At 72.9% G+C, this 18,354-nt stretch carries 16 protein-coding genes, 1 pseudogene and 1 riboswitch; of the genes and pseudogenes, 7 read left to right on the top strand and 10 right to left on the bottom strand.

What is annotated here, in order from left to right; translation table 11 throughout:
* Positions 1-260: 260 nt before the first annotated feature.
* Complete coding sequence (locus QK440_RS01900; RefSeq protein WP_282791143.1) at positions 261-728, bottom strand: RDD family protein; 468 nt, start codon at positions 726-728, stop codon at positions 261-263.
* A 257-nt stretch (positions 729-985) separates the two neighbouring features.
* On the opposite strand from QK440_RS01900, the gene glnA reads away from it, so the two are divergent.
* Positions 986-2,395, top strand: a complete 1,410-nt coding sequence (gene glnA, locus QK440_RS01895; protein WP_282791142.1) for a type I glutamate--ammonia ligase — start codon at positions 986-988, stop codon at positions 2,393-2,395.
* Positions 2,396-2,663: 268 nt separating this feature from the next.
* On the opposite strand, the gene QK440_RS01890 is transcribed toward glnA, so the two are convergent.
* From QK440_RS01890 to QK440_RS01860, 7 genes are all read right to left on the bottom strand, one after another.
* Complete coding sequence (locus QK440_RS01890) at positions 2,664-3,203, bottom strand: helix-turn-helix transcriptional regulator (protein WP_282791141.1); 540 nt, start codon at positions 3,201-3,203, stop codon at positions 2,664-2,666.
* Between the two features lie 138 nt (positions 3,204-3,341).
* Positions 3,342-4,154, bottom strand: coding sequence for an ABC transporter ATP-binding protein (locus tag QK440_RS01885; RefSeq protein ID WP_282791140.1), 813 nt, complete (start codon positions 4,152-4,154; stop codon positions 3,342-3,344).
* A 17-nt stretch (positions 4,155-4,171) separates the two neighbouring features.
* Complete coding sequence (locus tag QK440_RS01880) at positions 4,172-5,182, bottom strand: iron chelate uptake ABC transporter family permease subunit (RefSeq protein ID WP_282791152.1); 1,011 nt, start codon at positions 5,180-5,182, stop codon at positions 4,172-4,174.
* Between the two features lie 230 nt (positions 5,183-5,412).
* Positions 5,413-6,420, bottom strand: coding sequence for an ABC transporter substrate-binding protein (locus QK440_RS01875; RefSeq protein WP_282791151.1), 1,008 nt, complete (start codon positions 6,418-6,420; stop codon positions 5,413-5,415).
* A 160-nt stretch (positions 6,421-6,580) separates the two neighbouring features.
* A riboswitch (cobalamin riboswitch) is annotated at positions 6,581-6,768 on the bottom strand.
* A gap of 13 nt (positions 6,769-6,781) precedes the next feature.
* Positions 6,782-7,264, bottom strand: a complete 483-nt coding sequence (locus QK440_RS01870; protein WP_282791139.1) for a VOC family protein — start codon at positions 7,262-7,264, stop codon at positions 6,782-6,784.
* 5 nt (positions 7,265-7,269) lie between these two features.
* Positions 7,270-8,142 (bottom strand): helix-turn-helix domain-containing protein, encoded by an 873-nt coding sequence (locus QK440_RS01865; protein WP_282791138.1) that lies wholly within the window; start codon positions 8,140-8,142, stop codon positions 7,270-7,272.
* A gap of 334 nt (positions 8,143-8,476) precedes the next feature.
* Entirely contained in the window at positions 8,477-8,842 is a 366-nt protein-coding gene (locus tag QK440_RS01860; RefSeq protein ID WP_282791137.1) for a hypothetical protein, read from the bottom strand.
* 160 nt (positions 8,843-9,002) lie between these two features.
* Here QK440_RS01860 and QK440_RS01855 point away from each other — a divergent pair, with 160 nt between their 5' ends.
* The 6 genes from QK440_RS01855 (at position 9,003) to QK440_RS01830 (ending at position 16,070) form a co-directional block, all read left to right on the top strand.
* On the top strand, positions 9,003-9,371 hold the full coding sequence (locus QK440_RS01855; RefSeq protein WP_282791136.1) for an arsenate reductase family protein: 369 nt from the start codon (positions 9,003-9,005) through the stop codon (positions 9,369-9,371).
* A 339-nt stretch (positions 9,372-9,710) separates the two neighbouring features.
* Positions 9,711-10,181, top strand: coding sequence for a hypothetical protein (locus QK440_RS01850; RefSeq protein ID WP_282791135.1), 471 nt, complete (start codon positions 9,711-9,713; stop codon positions 10,179-10,181).
* Between the two features lie 186 nt (positions 10,182-10,367).
* Positions 10,368-11,405: a glutamine synthetase gene (glnII, locus tag QK440_RS01845; protein ID WP_282791134.1), complete on the top strand. Its 1,038-nt coding sequence runs from the start codon at positions 10,368-10,370 to the stop codon at positions 11,403-11,405.
* A 604-nt stretch (positions 11,406-12,009) separates the two neighbouring features.
* On the top strand, positions 12,010-12,624 hold the full coding sequence (locus tag QK440_RS01840; protein WP_282791150.1) for a winged helix-turn-helix domain-containing protein: 615 nt from the start codon (positions 12,010-12,012) through the stop codon (positions 12,622-12,624).
* A gap of 207 nt (positions 12,625-12,831) precedes the next feature.
* Positions 12,832-13,821, top strand: coding sequence for an NAD-dependent epimerase/dehydratase family protein (locus tag QK440_RS01835; protein WP_282791133.1), 990 nt, complete (start codon positions 12,832-12,834; stop codon positions 13,819-13,821).
* Between the two features lie 1,829 nt (positions 13,822-15,650).
* Positions 15,651-16,070, top strand: a complete 420-nt coding sequence (locus QK440_RS01830; RefSeq protein ID WP_282791132.1) for a hypothetical protein — start codon at positions 15,651-15,653, stop codon at positions 16,068-16,070.
* Here the strand turns inward: QK440_RS01830 and QK440_RS01825 are convergent.
* Positions 16,067-17,508, bottom strand: a pseudogene (locus tag QK440_RS01825) (NF041680 family putative transposase). The gene QK440_RS01830 and the pseudogene QK440_RS01825 sit on opposite strands and share 4 nt — an antisense overlap.
* 517 nt (positions 17,509-18,025) lie before the next feature.
* On the bottom strand, positions 18,026-18,190 hold the full coding sequence (locus QK440_RS01820; protein WP_282791149.1) for a DUF4244 domain-containing protein: 165 nt from the start codon (positions 18,188-18,190) through the stop codon (positions 18,026-18,028).
* Between the last annotated feature and the right edge of the window lie 164 nt (positions 18,191-18,354).

Raw genomic sequence — 18,354 nt, 5'->3', positions numbered from 1 at the left:
CCCCGGCCCCCAAACCTAAACGCCGCGCGCCGGCCGGGGCCCCCCTGGTCGGGGCGCGGCCCCCCCCCCCCCCCCCCGGGGGGGGGGCGCCGCTCTGGGGGGCCCCCCCCCCGCCCCGTTTGTCGTGGGCCCTACGCGTTCTCGTACGCCCTACGCGTTCTCGTACGTCGTACGCGTTCTCAGAACCGAGGAGCGCCGAAGACCAGGGAAGCCGAAGAGCAGGAAAGCCGAAGGGGCAGGGACACCGAAGGGCAGGGCGGCTAGATGCGCACCTGCACCGCGCGGGCGAGGCGGTCGTGGAGGCCGCGGCCGTCGCGGTCCCAGATGATGGCCGGGATGCCGAGGCAGAGCAGCAGGCTGCGCACCACCACGCGGCCGAGGCCGAGGCGGCCGCCGTCCTCGGCGACGACGCGCAGGCCGAGGAGGCGCTTGCCCGGCGTGCAGCCGACCGTACCGACGGTGAGGACGCTCATCACGAGGAGCAGGCCGAGCGCCCAGTTGCCCATGGCCTGGGGGTTGTCGCGGGCGAACAGGCCGTACGCGATCACCATGCACAGGGCCCAGTCGACGGCGATCGCCCCGATGCGGCGGCCGGGGCGCGCGATGGAGCCGGGGCCCTCCTCGGGCAGCCCGAGCCGCTCGCCCCGGTACCCGAAGTCGACGCCCGCGTCCTCCGCGGCCGCGCGCGGGCCGGAGAGCCACGATCCGATTGCTTGCCTGTTGTCCACCCGTCCACGGTACTGCGCCCCGCGCCGTCCGATGACGGCCGGGTCCTGATCGTCAGGGGGCGCGCGGCGGGGCGCGCCGAGGCCGGAAGGGCCCGCTCACGGGCGTGGCACCCCGTGCCGGTTAACTTCGGTGAAACAATCGGGTCACGCGGGAGAAATCCCCCGTCCCTATGGTCGGGTCCCAGCGTGTGCCACCGCACCGGCCGCACGACCGAGCTGCAACCCCGCTCCTCCTGGGCGGGAGTAGGAGGAGCTGGATGTTCCAGAACGCCGACGAAGCCAAGAAGTTCCTCGCGGATGAGGACGTGAAGTTCGTAGACGTCCGCTTCTGCGACCTGCCGGGTGTGATGCAGCACTTCACGGTGCCGGCCGAGGCGTTCGACCCGGCGGAGGAGCTGGCCTTCGACGGCTCGTCCATCCGCGGCTTCCAGGCCATCCACGAGTCCGACATGGCGCTGCGCGCCGACCTGTCGACGGCCCGCGTGGACCCCTTCCGGCGCGACAAGACGCTGAACGTCAACTTCTTCATCCACGACCCGATCACGGGTGAGCAGTACTCCCGCGACCCGCGCAACGTGGCCAAAAAGGCGGAGGCGTACCTGGCCTCCACGGGCATCGCGGACACGGCGTACTTCGGCCCGGAGGCGGAGTTCTACGTCTTCGACTCGGTGCGCTTCGAGACCTCCGCCAACCGCTCGATCTACGAGATCGACTCCGAGGCGGGCGCCTGGAACACCGGCGCGGTCGAGAACAACCGCGGCTACAAGGTCCGCTACAAGGGCGGCTACTTCCCGGCCCCGCCGGTCGACCACTTCGCCGACCTGCGCGCCGAGATCTCCCTGGAGCTGGACAAGCAGGGCCTGAAGGTGGAGCGCCAGCACCACGAGGTGGGCACCGCGGGCCAGGCGGAGATCAACTACAAGTTCAACACGCTGCTCGCCGCGGCCGACGACCTGATGCTCTTCAAGTACATCGTGAAGAACGTCGCGTGGCGCAACGGCAAGACCGCGACCTTCATGCCGAAGCCGATCTTCGGCGACAACGGCTCGGGCATGCACGTGCACCAGTCCCTCTGGTCCGGCGGCGAGCCGCTCTTCTACGACGAGCAGGGCTACGCGGGCCTGTCGGACACCGCCCGCTACTACATCGGCGGCATCCTCAAGCACGCCCCGTCGCTGCTCGCCTTCACCAACCCCACGGTGAACTCGTACCACCGCCTGGTGCCCGGCTTCGAGGCGCCGGTCAACCTGGTCTACTCGCAGCGCAACCGCTCCGCGGCCATGCGCATCCCGATCACGGGCTCCAACCCGAAGGCCAAGCGCGTCGAGTTCCGCGCCCCGGACCCGTCCTCGAACCCGTACCTGGCGTTCTCGGCCCTCCTCCTGGCAGGCCTCGACGGCGTCAAGAACAAGATCGAGCCGGCCGAGCCGATCGACAAGGACCTCTACGAGCTCGCCCCCGAGGAGCACGCGGGCGTCGCCCAGGTCCCGACCTCCCTCCCCGCGGTCCTCGACGCCCTGGAAGCGGACAACGAGTACCTCCAGGCGGGCGGCGTCTTCACGTCCGACCTCATCGAGACCTGGATCGACTACAAGCGCACCAACGAAATCGCCCCGATCCAGCTCAGGCCGCACCCGCACGAGTTCGAGCTGTACTTCGACATCTAAAGGGCGGAGCCGGGTGCCTGGGCGCCAGGTCTCTTGACGAAGCCCCTCACCTCGTTCGGGTGGGGGGCTTCGTCGTGCCCGAGGGCCACACCGGCCCCGCTACGGCCGTGCCGGCAGGCGTGCCCGCAGCGGATCACGAAGGCCGGGGGCTCGCCGGGGGTGCGTTTGCCGGGGGCGTGGACGGGGATGCCGTCGCCGGGGCAGAGGGCGCACTCGCCGAGTTGGCATTCGGGCGAGAGCGCTGCGGTCGTGGCCTCCGTCCTGGCCGTCACCGCCGGGCCCGCTTCCGGACGCAGCTCGGGCAGGAGCACGGCGGGTAGGTGTCCCTCGTCGGCAGGGCCACGCCCATGGAGTCCACGCGGCGCGTTCCCGAGTCGGATGTGATCGTGCCCTGTGGGTTCACTGCATAGACCCGCAGCGTCATGCCATTACCGGTGTCTGCTTCAGGGATGTCGCCCGGGATCGTACGCTCGCTCATGTCGACCTGCTTCCTCAGGTTGGCCGCGCCCCGGGAGGTCTCAACCGCCTCGCCGGGGTCTGCGTCCGGGATCCTCGCGTGCACCCGGCCCCGCCGAGGGTCCTCGTACGGCTGCCCTGTGAGCTGTTCCAGCCGGACCCCCAAGGCGCGGGCCGCACCCGCGGTGAGCGAGGGCGTGGCCGGCTTGTGCCCTCGCTCGACCTGGGCGATCAGCGATTTCGAGCACGGGATGCGCTGAGCCAGTTGCAGTTGCGTCAGGCCACGCGCCTTGCGCGCCTCCGCGACGCAGAGCCCGCTGCGCTGCCCCTTGTTGTCATCGGCGTAGGGCATCCTGGAACCCTTCTGGCTTCGACACTCAGAAGGTACCCCCGAAGGTCTCGGGGGAAAGGTGATCGGCCCCTGTGCAGGCGATGCCCACACGACCAGTGGGCCGCGCCCCTCATGGATGGACGTCCTGCAGCACGCCCGTCACCTTCGAACGAAGCGGACCGACGGATACCCCTCCTCGCGCGTGACGACCGCCCGCACTCCGTACACCTCCGCGATCAGCTTCTCGGTCAGGACCTCGGTCGGCGTTCCGTACGCGTGGGCCCTGCCGTTGTTCAGGATGAGGACCTCGTCGCAGAACATGGCCGCGAGGTTGAGGTCGTGGAGGGCCACCACCGTGGTCAGGGGGAGGGACGCCACCAGGTGGAGGAGGTCCAGTTGGTGGTGGATGTCCAGGTGGTTGGTGGGCTCGTCGAGGAGGAGTTCGCGGGGGGACTGGGCCAGGGCGCGGGCGATGTGGGTGCGTTGGCGTTCGCCGCCGGAGAGGGTGTGCCAGGGCTGGTCGGCGCGGGAGGTGAGGTCCGTGCGGGCCAGGGCCTCGTCCACCGCCCGCTCGTCCTCGGCCGTGGCCGGCAACCAGGCCCTGCGGTGCGGGACCCGGCCCAGGCGTACGACGTCCCGTACCGTCAGGTCGACCTGCGTGTCCGACTGCTGCTCCACCACCGCCGTGCGGCGCGCCACCTCCCGGCGGCCCAGGTCCCGCAGCGGCCGGCCGTCCAGCGTGACCACCCCGGCCGTAGACGCCAGGACGCCCGCCAAGAGGCGCAGGAGCGTGGACTTGCCCGAGCCGTTGGGGCCGAGCAGGCCCACCACCGTGCCCGGGCGGGGCGCGAGCGTGATGCCGTCCACGATCAGGCTGCCGCCCGCGGCCCGGGAGACCCGCTCCGCGCGCAGACCGGTCTCTGTGATGGCTTGCTGCCGGGTGGTCGTGGTGTCTTGGCGGGCGGGTCCCATGGCGTTCTCCCCGTTCTTCACGTTCCTCCCGTCCGGCCCGTGCTCCTCGTGCGGTACAGGACCGCGATGAACGCCGGTACGCCGATCAGGGACGTGACCACGCCCACCGGGACCTCCTGCGGGTCCAGGACCGTACGGGCCAGGGTGTCCACCCAGATCAGGAGGATCGCGCCGGTCAGGGCGGTCACGGGGAGCAGCCGTGTGTGCCGGGCGCCGACCAGCATGCGTGCCGCGTGCGGCAGGGTCAGGCCGACGAACCCGATCGCCCCGGCGGCGCTCACCAGGACCGCCGTGAGCAGGGCCGTCGTACAGAGCAGGACCAGGCGGACCCGGCCGACGCGCACGCCGAGCGACGCCGCCGCGTCCTGGCCGAACGCGAACGCGTCGAGAGTGCGGGCGTGCCCCAGGCAGACCGCCAGGGCCACGACCAGGACCGCCGCGCACACCCCGACGTCCGTCCAGCTCGCGCCGCTGAGCGAGCCGAGGAGCCAGAAGAGGATGCCGCGCGTCGTCTCCGCGTCCGCCGCCGTGAGGACGACGAAGGAGGTCAGGGCGGAGAACAGTTGCATCGCCGCCACGCCGGACAGCACCACGCGGTCCGTCGTGGCCCCCAGCGCCTGGCTGAGCAGCAGCACCAGCGCGAAGGCGCACAGCGCGCCGAGGAACGCCCCGCCGGAGACCGTCACCACTCCCCCGCCGACCCCCAGGACCACCACGGCCACCGCTCCCGTGGACGCGCCGGAGGAGACGCCGAGGACGAAGGGGTCGGCCAGCGGGTTCCGCAGCAGGGACTGGAGGACCGCCCCGCACACCGCCAGGCCCGCGCCGCACACGCCCGCGAGCAGGGTGCGCGGCATGCGCAGGTTCCAGACGATGCCGTCGCGCAGCGGCGTGAGGCGCGCCTCGCCGCCGCCGAGGTGGCCCGCCACCGCCGCCCATACGTCGGGTACGGAGATGTCGGCGGGGCCGATGGTGACGGCCACGGCCACCGACAGGAGCAGGGCGGCCAGGCCCGTCGCGCACAGCAGGCCCGTGCTCCGCCACCAGGATCTCCTCGCGCCGATCCGTGCGTCGTTCCGTGTGCCGATCCGTGCGTCGTTCCGTGCGTCGTTCCGCGTGCCGTTCCGCGCGTCCTTCCGCGTGTTCACCGCCGGGCGCCGCGTCGCTTCGTCTTCTGTGCCGGTTCCCGTGCCGATTGCTGTGCCGGTCCCCGTGTCGCTTCCCCTGGCCGCGCGCGCACCGTCCCGTGCCGTCGCGCTCACCGTGCCAGGCCGAACTTCCGCAGGCCCGCCGCCACTTGTTCGATGCCGTCGACCGTCCGGATCGTCGGGTTCAGGGCCTGCCCGCTGAGCAGCACGTAGCGCTTCTTCCTCACGGCCGTGAGGTTCTTGGTGACGGGGTGGGACTCCAGGAACTTGATCTTCTGGCGGGCGCTCTCCGCCGACTGGGCCTTGCGCGTGAGGTCGCCGATCACCAGGACGTCGGGGTCGCGGTCGGCCACCGTCTCCCAGTTGACCTGCGGCCACTCGGCGCGCGTGTCGGCGAAGGCGTTGCGGACGCCGAGGGTGCGCGTGATGATGCCGGGCGCGCCGCAGCAGCCCGCGATGTACGGGGTCTTGGAGTCCGAGAACCAGTACAGGACGGACGCCTTGGACGCCTTGACCGTACGGGCCGCCTTCGCGGTGCGGGACTTGAGGTCCGCGATCAGGCGCTCGCCGCGCTCCTCCACGTGGAAGACGCGGGCCAGGTCGCGGATCTCCTTGTGGACGGTGTCCATGGTGAGTGTCTTGGTGCGGGTGCCGTCGTCGTCGCCGCTGTTGTCCTTGCCCGCGCAGTCGGTGGGCGAGACGTAGACGGGGACGCCCAGCTCGGTGAACTTGGCGCGGTCGGCGACGCCGCCCTTGCCCACGGTGTAGAGGAACGAGGCGCTGACGAAGTCCGGCTCCTTGGAGAGGACCTTCTCCAGGGACGGGTAGCGGTCCGCGAGGCGCTCGACCTTCGCGTTGTCCTTCGCGAGGTTCGGCCGGACCGGGTCGGTCCAGGTGCCGGTGCCCGCCATGCGGTCGGCGAGGCCGAGGGAGAGGAGGATCTCGGTGGAGCCCTGGTCCAGGGAGACGGCCCGGCGGGGCGGGGCGGTCACCGTGGCCTTCTTGCCGCAGGAGGTGACCGTCACCGGATAGCCGTCGGCCCCGGCCTCGTCGTCCCGGCCGGCGGAGGAGCCGCCGCCGCACGCCGTGAGCAGGAGCAGGCCGCCCGCGGCGAGCAGCGACGCGGTGCGGCGTACGCGAGGGCGTGTCCGAAGGCCTGCCCGGAGGCTCGTGCGAGGGCTTGTCCGAGGGCGTATCCGAGGGGCGAGAGAGAGCACACGTCTTCCCGGGTCTCATGGCTCATGCGCGGAGCCTGGTCTGCGAAACCCCGCCGCCCGGCGCCCGGACGGCGGTGCCAGCAGGTCTTCGGACTCGGGTTCGTCCGGACGGGGCCGCCTTCCCGGGCGCCCGTGGGCGCCCAGTGGCCGCTGGCCCCGCCCGTCCCCCTCACCGCTGCGCGTCAGTTCCGGATTCCCACCGGATTCCCTGGCCCGGGTGCGGGCGCGACTGGCGTGCGCAAGCTATCACCCCGGGCTCTCGTCACCGCTGGTCGGGGCGGGGTTCGCCGCGGTACGTCCCGAAGGACCACTTGTTGCCCTCCGGGTCCGCTACGGCGAACTCCCGGCTGCCGTACGGCTGGTCCGCGATCTCCCGGAGCACCTTGACGCCCGCGTCGGTGAGGCGCCGGTAGAGGGCGTCCACGTGGTCCGTGACGACGTACGCGCCGAACGTGCCCGGCTCCAGGCACCACTCGGCCGCCTCAGGGTTGTGGCTGCCGAGCATGACGCCGCCGCCCTCGGGCCAGTCGAGCTGGGCGTGGGCGACGCGGCCGCCGTCCTCGTACACGGCGGTCCGCAGGAAGCCGAGCGTGCCGACGAGGAAGTCGATCAGGGCGGGGGCGTCGTGGGCCTGGAAGGTGGGCCAGACGTCGGGTGCGCGCCGGGTCGTGGGGGTGTGCGTGGTGTCGATGTTCTGACCGCTCTGCGTGAGATGCGCGTTCTGCGGTGCTTCGTCGCTGTTCATGGGTCTCAGTCTTCGCCGGTCAGGTGCCCTCCGGCTTGGATATTCCGGCACTCCTCGGCCAGCCAGGCGGTCGGGCTCACGCCCGTGTACTGCTGGAAGTCCCGTACCAGGTGGGAGTGGTCGTAGTAGCCGCAGTCGGCGGCCACGCGGGCGAGGTCCGGGGGCGCGCCCGCGACGACGGCGCGGACGACGCGGGCCTTCGCGTGCTGGAAGCGCATGAGGCGGGCGGCCTGCTTGGGGGTGACGCCGGTCTCGGCGCGGAACAGGGCCGAAAGGCGGCGCTCGCTGAGCGCGACGTGCGCGGCCAGGCCCCGCAGGGTGCCCGCGCCCCGGTGCCGGGCGAGCCACGCCCAGGCCTCGGCGACCTCCGGGCGGGCGGCGCCGCGCCGGTCGGCGTCGGCCGCGCGCCGCGCCAGGTAGGCGTCGAGGCAGGCGAACCGCGCGTCCCAGCTGTCCGCCGCGCACAGCCGCTCCCGTACGTCCGCGGCCAGGCGGCCCAGGACGTCCGTGCCGTCGATGACGAGCTGCCCGGTCAGCTCGGCGGCGGGCAGGCCGAGGAGCGCGCGGGCCGCCAGCGGGTGCAGGGCGAGCTGGATGCCCGCCTCGCGCTCGGGCCGGACGACGTACGCCGGGCTCTGGTGCAGGCCGCCGACGACGATGACGGCGCGGGCGGCGCCCGGGCCGGTGGCCTCGGCGGGGGTGCGGCCGGTGACGACCGGGCCGTCGAGGGAGAAGAGCAGCGTCAGGTACGGGGACGGCAGGCCGCGGTGCAGGGCCGGGGTCTGGCCCGAGACGCGGTAGCCCACGGCGGACACCACCAGGCCGCGCCGCCCCGGAGCGGGCGCGGCGTGGACGAACTCCTGGCCGGCGGTGTCCATGGGTTCCATTGTGGCTCCGTACCGCGCGTCGCCGCGGGGCGGCGGTCGCGGCGGGGCCTCGCCGGCCGCGGTCCCGGTCCCGTGCGTCGGTCCCGTGCGCCGGACGGGGCTCGGAGTCCCCGCCCCGTCCGGCGCACGGCTGTCGTGAGTCAGCGGTCAGAGGGTCGGTGCGTCGGTGGATCTGGGCGTCAGCGGGTCGGTGCGTCGGCGGGTCGGTGCGTCGGAGAGGCTCGGTGGATCAGCGAGACAGTGAGTCTGTGGGTCAGTGGGTCAGTGGGTCAGTGGGTCAGCGGCTCAGCGAGACTGCGGGTCAGCGGGTCAGCGGGTCAGCGGGTCAGCGGCTGTAGCGCATCAGGGCCCGCACCATGTGGCACGTCGTGTCCGACGGGGGGTGGATGCCCACCGTCTCGGCCATGGCGCGGATCCGTACGTTGTCCGCCTGGGTCGGGACGTAGACGCCCGCGTCCAGGAGGGCGATGGCCAGCCTCATGGCCTTGAGGCGGCGGTTGTGCGTGATGTACCACTCGCGGGGGCGGCCGGGCGGCAGGGGGTGCTTCGCGTGCGGCACGTACGGGACGTCGAGCAGCGGCGGCTGCACGGCGTGCCGGACGCGGGACGCGCGCGGGGCACGGGACGAGGACGTGCGGGAGCGGGCGGTCGTAGCGGGCACGGACGGGACTGCGGCAGCGGGCACAGACATCCTCCTGTCGCGGTTCGGGAACCCTCGCGGGCCCCTTCGAACATTGCTTCCATTCTACGGGCCGGCACTGACAACGGCCGGTCTCCGGAACGGCAATCTCCGCTGGCCAGAGGGGGTTTGAGGGGCACGGGGCGGGTGGGTCGCGGGTAGCGTGTGCGGCATGGAGATCTGGATCAACCCCGCCTGTTCGAAGTGCCGCAGCGCCCTGACGCTGCTCGACGCGGAGGGAGCCGACTACACGGTGCGCCGCTATCTTGAGGACGTGCCCAGCGCCGACGAGATCCGCGACGTGCTCGACCGGCTCGGCCTCGAACCCTGGGACATCACCCGCACCCAGGAGGCCGAGGCCAAGGAGCTGGACCTGAAGGACCGCACCCGCTGGCCCCGCGACGCCTCCGGGCGCGAGGCGTGGATCGAGGCGCTCGCCGCGCACCCCAGGCTCATCCAGCGGCCCCTCATCACGGCGGACGACGGCACGGCGGTGGTGGGCCGCACGGAGGAGGCGGTGCGGGACGCGCTGTCCCGCTAGGCGCGGTGGCAGGGGCCGGAGCGGCCTCCCCGCGCCCGGAGCCAGCCTTCCCCCGGCCGAGGCGGGCTTCCCTCGGCGGGGGCGGGTTTCCCTCGGCCGGTGCGGCCCCCGCGGCCGAGGCGGGCTCCCCTCGGCCGGTGCGGCCCCCGCCCGGGCCGGGCTCGGGCCAGGGCGGCGTCCCGGGCCTGAGCCCGGGCTCGAGGCGGTTTCCCGATCCTCACGGGACCGCGCGGGAACAGCGGGCGAAACGTAACCTTCCCGCACATATCGCCTTCGTACGGTGGAGCGCTCCTCCCGGGTCGGCAGTCGGCCGCCCGGGGCGAGGGAGAGGAGCGCGCCGTGCGGAGCTGGCTGTCCGAAGGCGTGTACGGCACCGTCCTCGCGAGCGCGCTGCTCGCCGCCCTGCACTCCGAGGGCGCGCCGTACACACCGCTCTACGACGCCGCCTGGGTGCTGGTCACGGCAGGCACGGCCGCGCTGGCGCACGGCTACGCCCACCACATGGCCACGCACCGGCCGGGCCGTGCCGCCCACCGCTGGCTCCACCTGGCCTGGACCCTCGCCGACGAGTGGCCGGTGGTGATCGCCTGCTGGCCCACCGTGGCGCTGCTGGTGGCCGCCGGGTGCGCGGGCTGGCCGGAGGGGCCCGTGACGTACGCGGGGCTGTCGCTGAACGCGGCGCTGCTCCTCGGCTGGGGGACGTTCGCCGCGCTGCGCGCCGGTTACCGCAGGCACGCGGCCGTGCTCGTCGGGCTCGCGGACATGGCCATCGGGGTGCTCATCGCCGTGGCGAACGCCGTCATCAAGTGACCGCGGACCGGACCGCCACCCCGGCCCGTACGCCGTGACTCCGGCCACAGCCGTCCCGGGTAACACGGGGTTCACACACGGGCAACGGACGGGAAATCGCGCGTTGACAGGCTCCCGGACATCGCCACGGACCGCAGCACCCGCACGTCTGCGCCGCCGTACCTAGTGTTCCGAAGGATGAGGCCCGTGACCATCAAGGCTGAGTACATCTGGATCGACGGCACCGAGCCGACCGCCAAGCTGCGCTCGAAGACGAAGATCCTGGCCGGTCCTGAGCAGGCGGCGCGGGTGGCGGACCTGCCCCTGTGGGGCTTCGACGGCTCGTCCACGAACCAGGCCGAGGGCCACGCCTCCGACCTCGTCCTGAAGCCGGTCTTCCGCTGCCCGGACCCGATCCGCGGCGGCGAGAACGTCCTGGTCCTGTGCGAGGTCCTGCACACCGACATGACGCCGCACCCCTCCAACACGCGGGCCGCGCTCGTGGAGGTCGCCGAGCGGTTCGCGGGGCAGGAGCCGGTCTTCGGCATCGAGCAGGAGTACACCTTCTTCGAGGGCGACCGCCCGCTCGGCTTCCCGGCCGGCGGCTTCCCGGCCCCGCAGGGCGGCTACTACTGCGGCGTCGGCGCGGACGAGATCCACGGCCGTGACGTCGTCGAGGCGCACCTGGACAACTGCCTCGCGGCGGGACTCGGCATCTCCGGCATCAACGCCGAGGTCATGCCCGGCCAGTGGGAGTTCCAGGTCGGGCCGCTCGCCCCGCTGGAGGTCTCCGACCAGCTCTGGGTGGCCCGCTGGCTGCTCTACCGCACGGCCGAGGACTTCGGCGTCTCCGCCACCCTCGACCCCAAGCCGGTCAAGGGCGACTGGAACGGCGCCGGCGCGCACACGAACTTCTCCACCAGGGCCATGCGCGAGGGCTATGACGCGATCATCACCGCGTGCGAGTCGCTCGGCGAGGGCTCCAAGCCGATGGACCACGTCAAGAACTACGGCGCGGGCATCGACGACCGCCTCACCGGCCTGCACGAGACCGCCCCGTGGAACGAGTACTCGTACGGCGTCTCCGACCGCGGCGCCTCCGTCCGCATCCCCTGGCAGGTCGAGCGGGACGGCAAGGGCTACATCGAGGACCGCCGCCCGAACGCGAACGTCGACCCGTACGTGGTGACGCGGCTGCTCGTCGACACCTGCTGCGCGGCGCTGGAGAAGGCCGGGCAGGTCTGACCCGTTCCGTACGGTCCGCCGGATTCCGTGCAGGGCGCCCACCGCCGCGGTGGGCGCCCTTCGCGCGCCGCCCGACGTCCGCCTCGCGCCGCCCAACGCCCGCCTCGCGCCATCCCAACGCCCGCCTCGCACCCACCCCAACGCCCGCCCCGCGGCAGTCCGTTCGCGCCGCCGCGGCGTCAGGGGCTCGTACCGACGTACGAAACGGGGCCGCCGGACCCGCTCCCATCTGCTTCAATGGGGGGCATGGGCAGCTTCCGGAACTCCGCGACGGGTCATCATGACCTCGAGCCCTTCTGGCCGTCCCGGCAGCATCACGACTTCGACCGGGTGTGTTGCCGCGCGCTGAGCGCGCGGGCCCTCTGAGCCGTTCCACCCGGCCTCCGGCCTGTCGCGCACGACGTACGTCCTCGACGACTCCCTCGCGCGAAAGAGCTGACTCATGGCGAACTCCCGTACCTTCCAGGCCGCTACCGCCGTCTCCGCCGTCCCTGCCGCCCCTGCCGTCTCCGCCGTTCCCGGCGGCACCACCGCCGACGGTGCCCGTGCTGTGAACGGCGCTCACGCTGTCAACGGTGCCCGCGCCGTCAACGGGACTCGTGCCGTGCACGGTGCCCGGGCCGCCGGTGCCGCCTCGGCCACGGCCCGGGCCGCCGCGCCCGCCGCGCGCGGGCGGCTGCGCGCCGTGGCGCCCGACGAGGTGGCCCGGGCCTCCGGGCTCGGCGAACCGGCCGACCTCACCGCCCTCACCGACCTCTCGGGCTATCTGCCGCCGGGCGCCACGCTGCTGCCCGCGCCGCAGCACTCCCTGCCCACGCTGCCCGGCCAGCCGCCGATGATCGGCTACCTGGTGCTCGTGCCCGCGGGCCAGGAGCACCTCGCGCCCGTGGCGCCCGACGCCGGGCCGGGGGGCGCGGACGCCGGGGACGGGCCCGTACGGATCGACACCGCGCGGCGCTCGGCGCACGTCGACGGGCGCCGACTCGACCTCACCTACCTGGAGTTCGAGCTGCTCGCGCACCTCGTGGCGCATCCGCACCGGGTGCACACGCGCGACCAGCTCGTGACGACGGTGTGGGGTTACGGCCACGTCGGCGACGGGCGGACCGTGGACGTCCACATCGCCCGGCTGCGGCGCAAGCTCGGGGCGGAGTACCGCGCGACGATCCAGACGGTGCGGCGCGTGGGCTACAAGTACGCGCCGACGGCCGGGGAGTAGCGGGTCGTTCGCGGTTCTGTGTTCGCGGTTGTGCGTTCCCGGTTGTGCGTTCACGGTTGTGCGTTCGCAGTTCTGCGTTCGCGGTTTCCCGTTCTTTGTCTTCAGTTCCCTGATCTCCGTTGTTTCCCGTTCCCGGATCTCCGTTCCCGGTTCTCCCGGGGGCAGAAGGCGGTTCCCGTGCGGGCGCCGGTCGGGCAGAGTCGGATCATGAGACTTCTGATGCTCGGTGGTACGGAGTTCGTGGGGCGGGCCGTCACGGAGGCGGCGCTGGCGCGCGGCTGGGACGTGACGGTCTTCCACCGCGGGCGGCATGCGGCGCCCGAGGGAGCGCGGGCCGTGCACGGCGACCGCACGACCGCCGAGGGCCTCGCGGCGCTGGCCGCCGCGGACGGGGCCTGGGACGCCGTCGTCGACACCTGGTCCGGGGCGCCGCGGGCCGTCCGGGACGCGGCGCGGCTGCTGGCCGGGCGGGCGGGGCGGTACGCGTACGTGTCCAGCCAGTCGGTGTACCGCTACCCGGGGCGGGCGGGCTCGGACGAGTCGTTCCCCGTCGTCGACGGCGATCCGGACGCGGACGCGGTGGCGTACGCGGAGGACAAGCGGGGCGGTGAGCTGGCGGCGGAGCGGGCCTTCGGCGCGGAGCGGGCGCTCCTGGTGCGGGCCGGGCTCGTCCTCGGCCCGTACGAGAACGTCGGGCGGCTGCCGTGGTGGCTGAACCGCGTCGCGCGGGGCGGGCCCGTGCTCGCGCCCGGGCCGCGGGACGCGTGGATCCAGTACGTGGACGTCCGCGACCTCGCGGAGTGGACGCTGGACGCTGTGGCGGCGGGGCGGCACGGGCCCTACAACCTCGTCTGCCCCCGGGGCCACGCCACGATGGGGGACCTGCTCGAGGCGTGCGTGGAGGTGGCCGGGGCGCCTGACGCGGAGCTGCGGTGGACGGCACCCGAGGCCGTGACGGAGGCGGGGATCGAGCCGTGGCGGGAGCTGCCGGTGTGGCTGCCGCCGGGAGAGCTGTACGACACCCTGCACGACACGAGCGCGGCGCGGTCGGGCGTACGGTGCCGGCCCCTGTCGGCGACCGTGGCCGACACGTGGGACTGGCTCCGGAGCCTTGGCGGGGTGGCACCTCAGCGGCCTGACCGGCCGGGGGTGGGGCTCTCGCCGGAGAAGGAGGCGGTGGCCTTGGCGGGTTCTTGAGCTTGGGCTGGCTCCGGAGCCTTGGCGGAGTGACGCCTGGGCCGTCCGGGCGGGGGTTGCCTTGGCGGGGGGCCGGGCCGGGGGCTGGCTTGGGCGGGGGCTGGCCTGGGCGGGGGCCTGGCCGAGAGCTGGCCCGGGTGGGGGCCTGGCCGGGGGCTGGCCTGGGCGGGGCCTGGCCTCGGCGGGGGCCTGGCCGGGGGCTGGCCTGGGCGGGGGCGTGTGATGGCTGGGCGGCACCTGGGGCTGTTGCCCCCTCCCCGGAGGGGCGGTCGGGGGCGTCGGGTCCTGCCCGAGTGGGCCTGCGCCATGGCTGCGCCTGGCACCGCCGGGAGGTCCCACCCACCCGCCCCCACCCAACTCGGCGAAGGCGACAGCACCGGCCGCCGGCGCTCCACGTCGGGGCCCGGGTGCCGGGAGCCGGGCCTGGCCGGGGCTGATCCGAAGGCCAAGGTGTGCCCGCCCTGGGCAGGGACCCCCGGCCCAGGCAAGGGCCCAGCCCCGGCGGCGACCCCGGTGTGCTGCCTGGCGGCGCCTGAAGCCGTGCCCCCTGCCCGGAGGGGCGATCGGAGAAGCGTCGGGCCCCGCCCGACCGAGCCCGCCTGACGGCCCCGCCGCACGTCACCGGGAGGTCCCGCCCACCCGCCCCACCCAAACCGCTGGGAAGCGCGAGCGAAGCAGCAGCACCGACCGCCGGCGCTCCACACCGGGGCTGGGAGAGCCGAAAGCCCGGGGAGGCGGGCGAGTGGGTGTGGGTGGGTGGAGGGAAAAGGACCGCCCACCCAGCGGCAGCACATCCGTCGGGCCCCGCCGCTCCACAAGCCGCCGCACCACAGCCGGCCGGCTGCGCGGGAAGGACTACCCACGGACTCCCCACCCAGCCCCAACACACCACGCCAGGCCCGGCGATCCGAGAGTGGGAGCCGCCACGGGCGGCCGGAGCCGCAGGCACGCCGCGCCGGACCATAACCCGCCGAAGGCCGGGGCACTGTAAGAACTTCTGACGGGATGACACTTCGGGACCGGCTCCTCGCCGTGGGGTGCCGTCGGGCAGGAGGGGGCTATGGACTTCGAGCAGCCGCTGCCTCGCGAGCTGAAAGCTGTCGATTCGGCCTCGCTGTTCAGGCTGGAGGAGCGGGCGTGCGGCCTCGGTCTGAGCCAGCGGTTGGACCCGGCGTAGGTGCGAGCGCATGCGGCGCCCGACGGGACCCACTACGTGTGGCCGGCTTTGTGGCACAGCCTGTTCCACCGCCCGGACGTTCCACGTCATCTGCGGTGCGAGCTGCTGGTCTCTCTGCGTGCGGGAGACCACGTAACGAGTTGGCTGGACATGCTTCCGGAGGACTTCGTCCCGCTGCCGAAGGTGCCCTCACGCGAAGAAGGCATGCAGGTCGGCCAGCTCTTCGACCATGCTCTTCCGGTTCGGGAATGGCTACTGCGGGAGGAGGGCTCGGACCGGCTGTGACAGGCGTCGCCAGCGGATGAGCACACATCCCGGAGTCAGGAAGGCTTCGTGGATGTCGTCGCGGATCCCCCAGCGGGCCCGCGGGCAGCGGAACCAGTGCAGGCGGGGCGAAGGCGCGCTCGTTGCCCCAGGGCAGGGTGCCGAACCCCCGGGCTGGGTCCCGAACCCGGAGCCGTGTTCAATGCCGCGTCGCACGATCAGTGGCTGCACGCCGAGCGCGCGGACGAGGCCCCGGTACTTGTCGTGGTCGTAGCTGCGGCCACCGGGCACGATGTCGGGGCGGCGATCAACGACCCCGGAGTGATCCGACCACCTTGAAGAACATGTCGGTAGCTTGTCGCTTAACCTCGTCTCCGTTGGGGTGGGGATGGAGCAGCAGGTTTTCGAATCCGTCAGATACTCCGCTGTCTGCCAGGACTGCGGTGCGGAGCTGAAGTGCTGGGGAGCTCAGGCCCTGGTGGACGGCCGGTTGCGTTGGGACGTTGAGTCATCCTGTTCCGCCTGCGGATTCTCGCTAGCCGTGTGCGGCGGCGACATGCCTGCCGAACAGCGGGATCAGATGCTCTCCGAGCATGGACCCGCGAGGCTGCAGGTGAGCAGTCCACAGGCGAGGAGCGTCTCCATCATGCGCGTGCTACGGGCCGAGCTCGGCATTGATCTGATGAACGCCAAGGCCGTGCTGCGCCGCGTGTTGGACGGTGATCACTCAGGAACGCTTCCCGAGATGGAGCGCCTGGCCCACGCGCTTCGGGAGTCCGGCATCGCTGCTGCAGCTACTCGCCCTTAGACGTCTGATCTTGGTAGTTCTGTGACGGTTCCCCTGGGCTTGGTGCCCGTTTTGTGGTGATCGGGTCGGCTGTATGCCTCGCCGGTGGCGAGGACGCGGCCCACATCATGCCGGGGCGCCGGGCGGCGGTTCTTCGAGCCTGTTGGTTTTCCGGGGCCCGGCCGTGAAGGTTTCGGTGCACTGGCCAGGGAGCCGGTCTTCGTGCACAGGTTTCTGAACCCCCTGCGGACCCGGGCGGGCGTGAGCTTGTTCGGCAAAGCCGGTTTCTCCCATGGCCGCCGGAGATCGCTGGCCAGCGGACGGGCGAGCCGGAGCTGGGCATAGGTGGCGATCACCAGCCGCGTCCACCGGTCGTCAGCCTCCGAGTTGCGAAGCCGGGGCTTGGTCCACCCGAGCGTCTGCTTGAACAGGCGGAAAGTGTGCTCCAGGTCGAAGCGGCGGAGAAAGGACTGCCAGCAACGGTCGACGTTGGCAGTGGTGGCGGCAGCGCCCGACCACCACAGCCAGACCTGCTTGTTCACCCCGCCGCTGGGCAGCCTCGCCACGGTAAGGCGGAGAGGGTGCCTTCGTCGACGGGCCACGGCCCGTCGTAGTCGATCCAGGCCGCCCGGCGGGTCAGCCTCGGGTGCAGCCGGTCCCACGCCTGCGCGGTCGCCTTCCCGTAGAGACGGGTTGCGGTAACCGTCACGGCCCGCTCGATACCCCACGTGGCGGGGCGCCGAAGACGAACTCGCCTCCGTGCTTGGGCGGTCGGCCACCCTTGGGATCATAGATCCGCGCCGGTGTCGGCCGTCGCATGACGCAGTCGGGGCGGAGTCGGCCCGAGGATCTCCACGGGCAGATCGTTCAACAGGACATCCGGGTCGCCCGACTTCCCCTGGCCGGCGGCGACAAGCCGCTCAACCAGCTCGCGGACTGGGACCGTGGTCACTGCGGCGATGTCCGCGCCGGGCTCCAGACGCACAGCGTCCAGCACTGCAGTCCACGACGCCCGGCCGGTCTCCAGCGCAGCTACGATCGAGTACGGCCAGCCCGGGACCATCTGATGCTTGCCCTCGCCCCGGCCGAACGTGTGGCAGAAGGACCGGTCAACACAGGTGTTGGCGTCCGGCCGCAGCCATGGTGAGACGTCCGCGGCCAGCACGATCCGTCCGTCCGCCGCCCTCGGCAACGGCATCCCCGCCAGGGCCCTACGCGGCCGGGCGATGTCTAGCCGCCCCTGGTTGAGGCCGTCGTAGAGGGCCCCGTAGCCTCGGCGGTGTTCCGGCGCGAGCGCCAGGTCGACCAGCGTCCGCACCGGCCCGTCCGTGCACAACAGCGCATCGCATATCTCGAACAGCACGTCGCTCCGCGCGGTCAGACACGCGTACAACTCCGTCCGGCAGCATGACACTTCCCTGAACGTATCCTGCAGGACTCCCTGATACCCCAAACTCACGACCACGGCCTTCGTACTGGTTCCTCTGCCTCTGTGATGGAGCACAGGATCAGACGAACAAGTTCGAGCCGCGTTCGACGCCGGACCTTAAACGGCGAGGTTAGGAGTTCTCAGTGGGGCCGGGAGGACAGCATGGTCTGAACTGCGACGCTCCGCGCCGGAACCCACGCGCTGCCAGCCAAGCCACATCGCACCCCCGCCGGGGCCCCGCGGCCCGAGAACCGGAGCAGCACGGGTGGGCTGGGTGGGAGAGGCTCCCACCCAGCCGCAGTCCAGCACGTCAGGGCCCCAGGGTTCGAAAGCCGGAGCAGCGCGGGCGGGTGGGTGGGCAAGCCCCGCCCAGGTGAGGGGGGGGGGCGGCCGCGGCGGGCCCCGGCCCGCCCCCCCCCCCGCCCCCCGCCCCCCCCGCCGGCCCCGCCCCCGGCCGCGGCGCGGCCCGCGGCCCCCGGGGCGCGGGGGGGCCCCGGCGCCCGCGCCCCCTTCGCCGGTGCAGGCCACACCGTTCGCCGCACCCTCTTCAGAACCGCACATCGAGCGCCCTCTCCACCAGGGCCTGGAGCCCCGCCCGGACCGGCCCGCTCGTCACCACCTTGTAGAGCAGCCCGGCGAACCCCACAGCCGCGAGCAGCCCCATGGCGTACTCCGATGTCGCCATACCGGCGTCCCAGGCGCTCCGGCGCAGCCGCCGGACCCGCGGCGCCGCCCAGGACCGTCGCCTCCGCCTCAGGACACCCACGCCCGCTGACGCGTGTGCCAGTTCCGAGCCGTGCCCCTGTGCCGGTACCGGATCCAGTGCCGGGTCCGGTGCCGGTTCCTGTCCGTGCTCCTGTGCCGGTCCCTGTCCGT

The sequence above is a fragment of the Streptomyces sp. CC224B genome, from assembly GCF_030010595.1.
In the GTDB taxonomy this organism is placed as follows: Bacteria; Actinomycetota; Actinomycetes; order Streptomycetales; family Streptomycetaceae; genus Streptomyces; species Streptomyces longispororuber.
The sequence above is the reverse complement of the archived record's forward strand: the minus strand, read 5'-3'. Positions and strand labels throughout refer to the sequence as shown.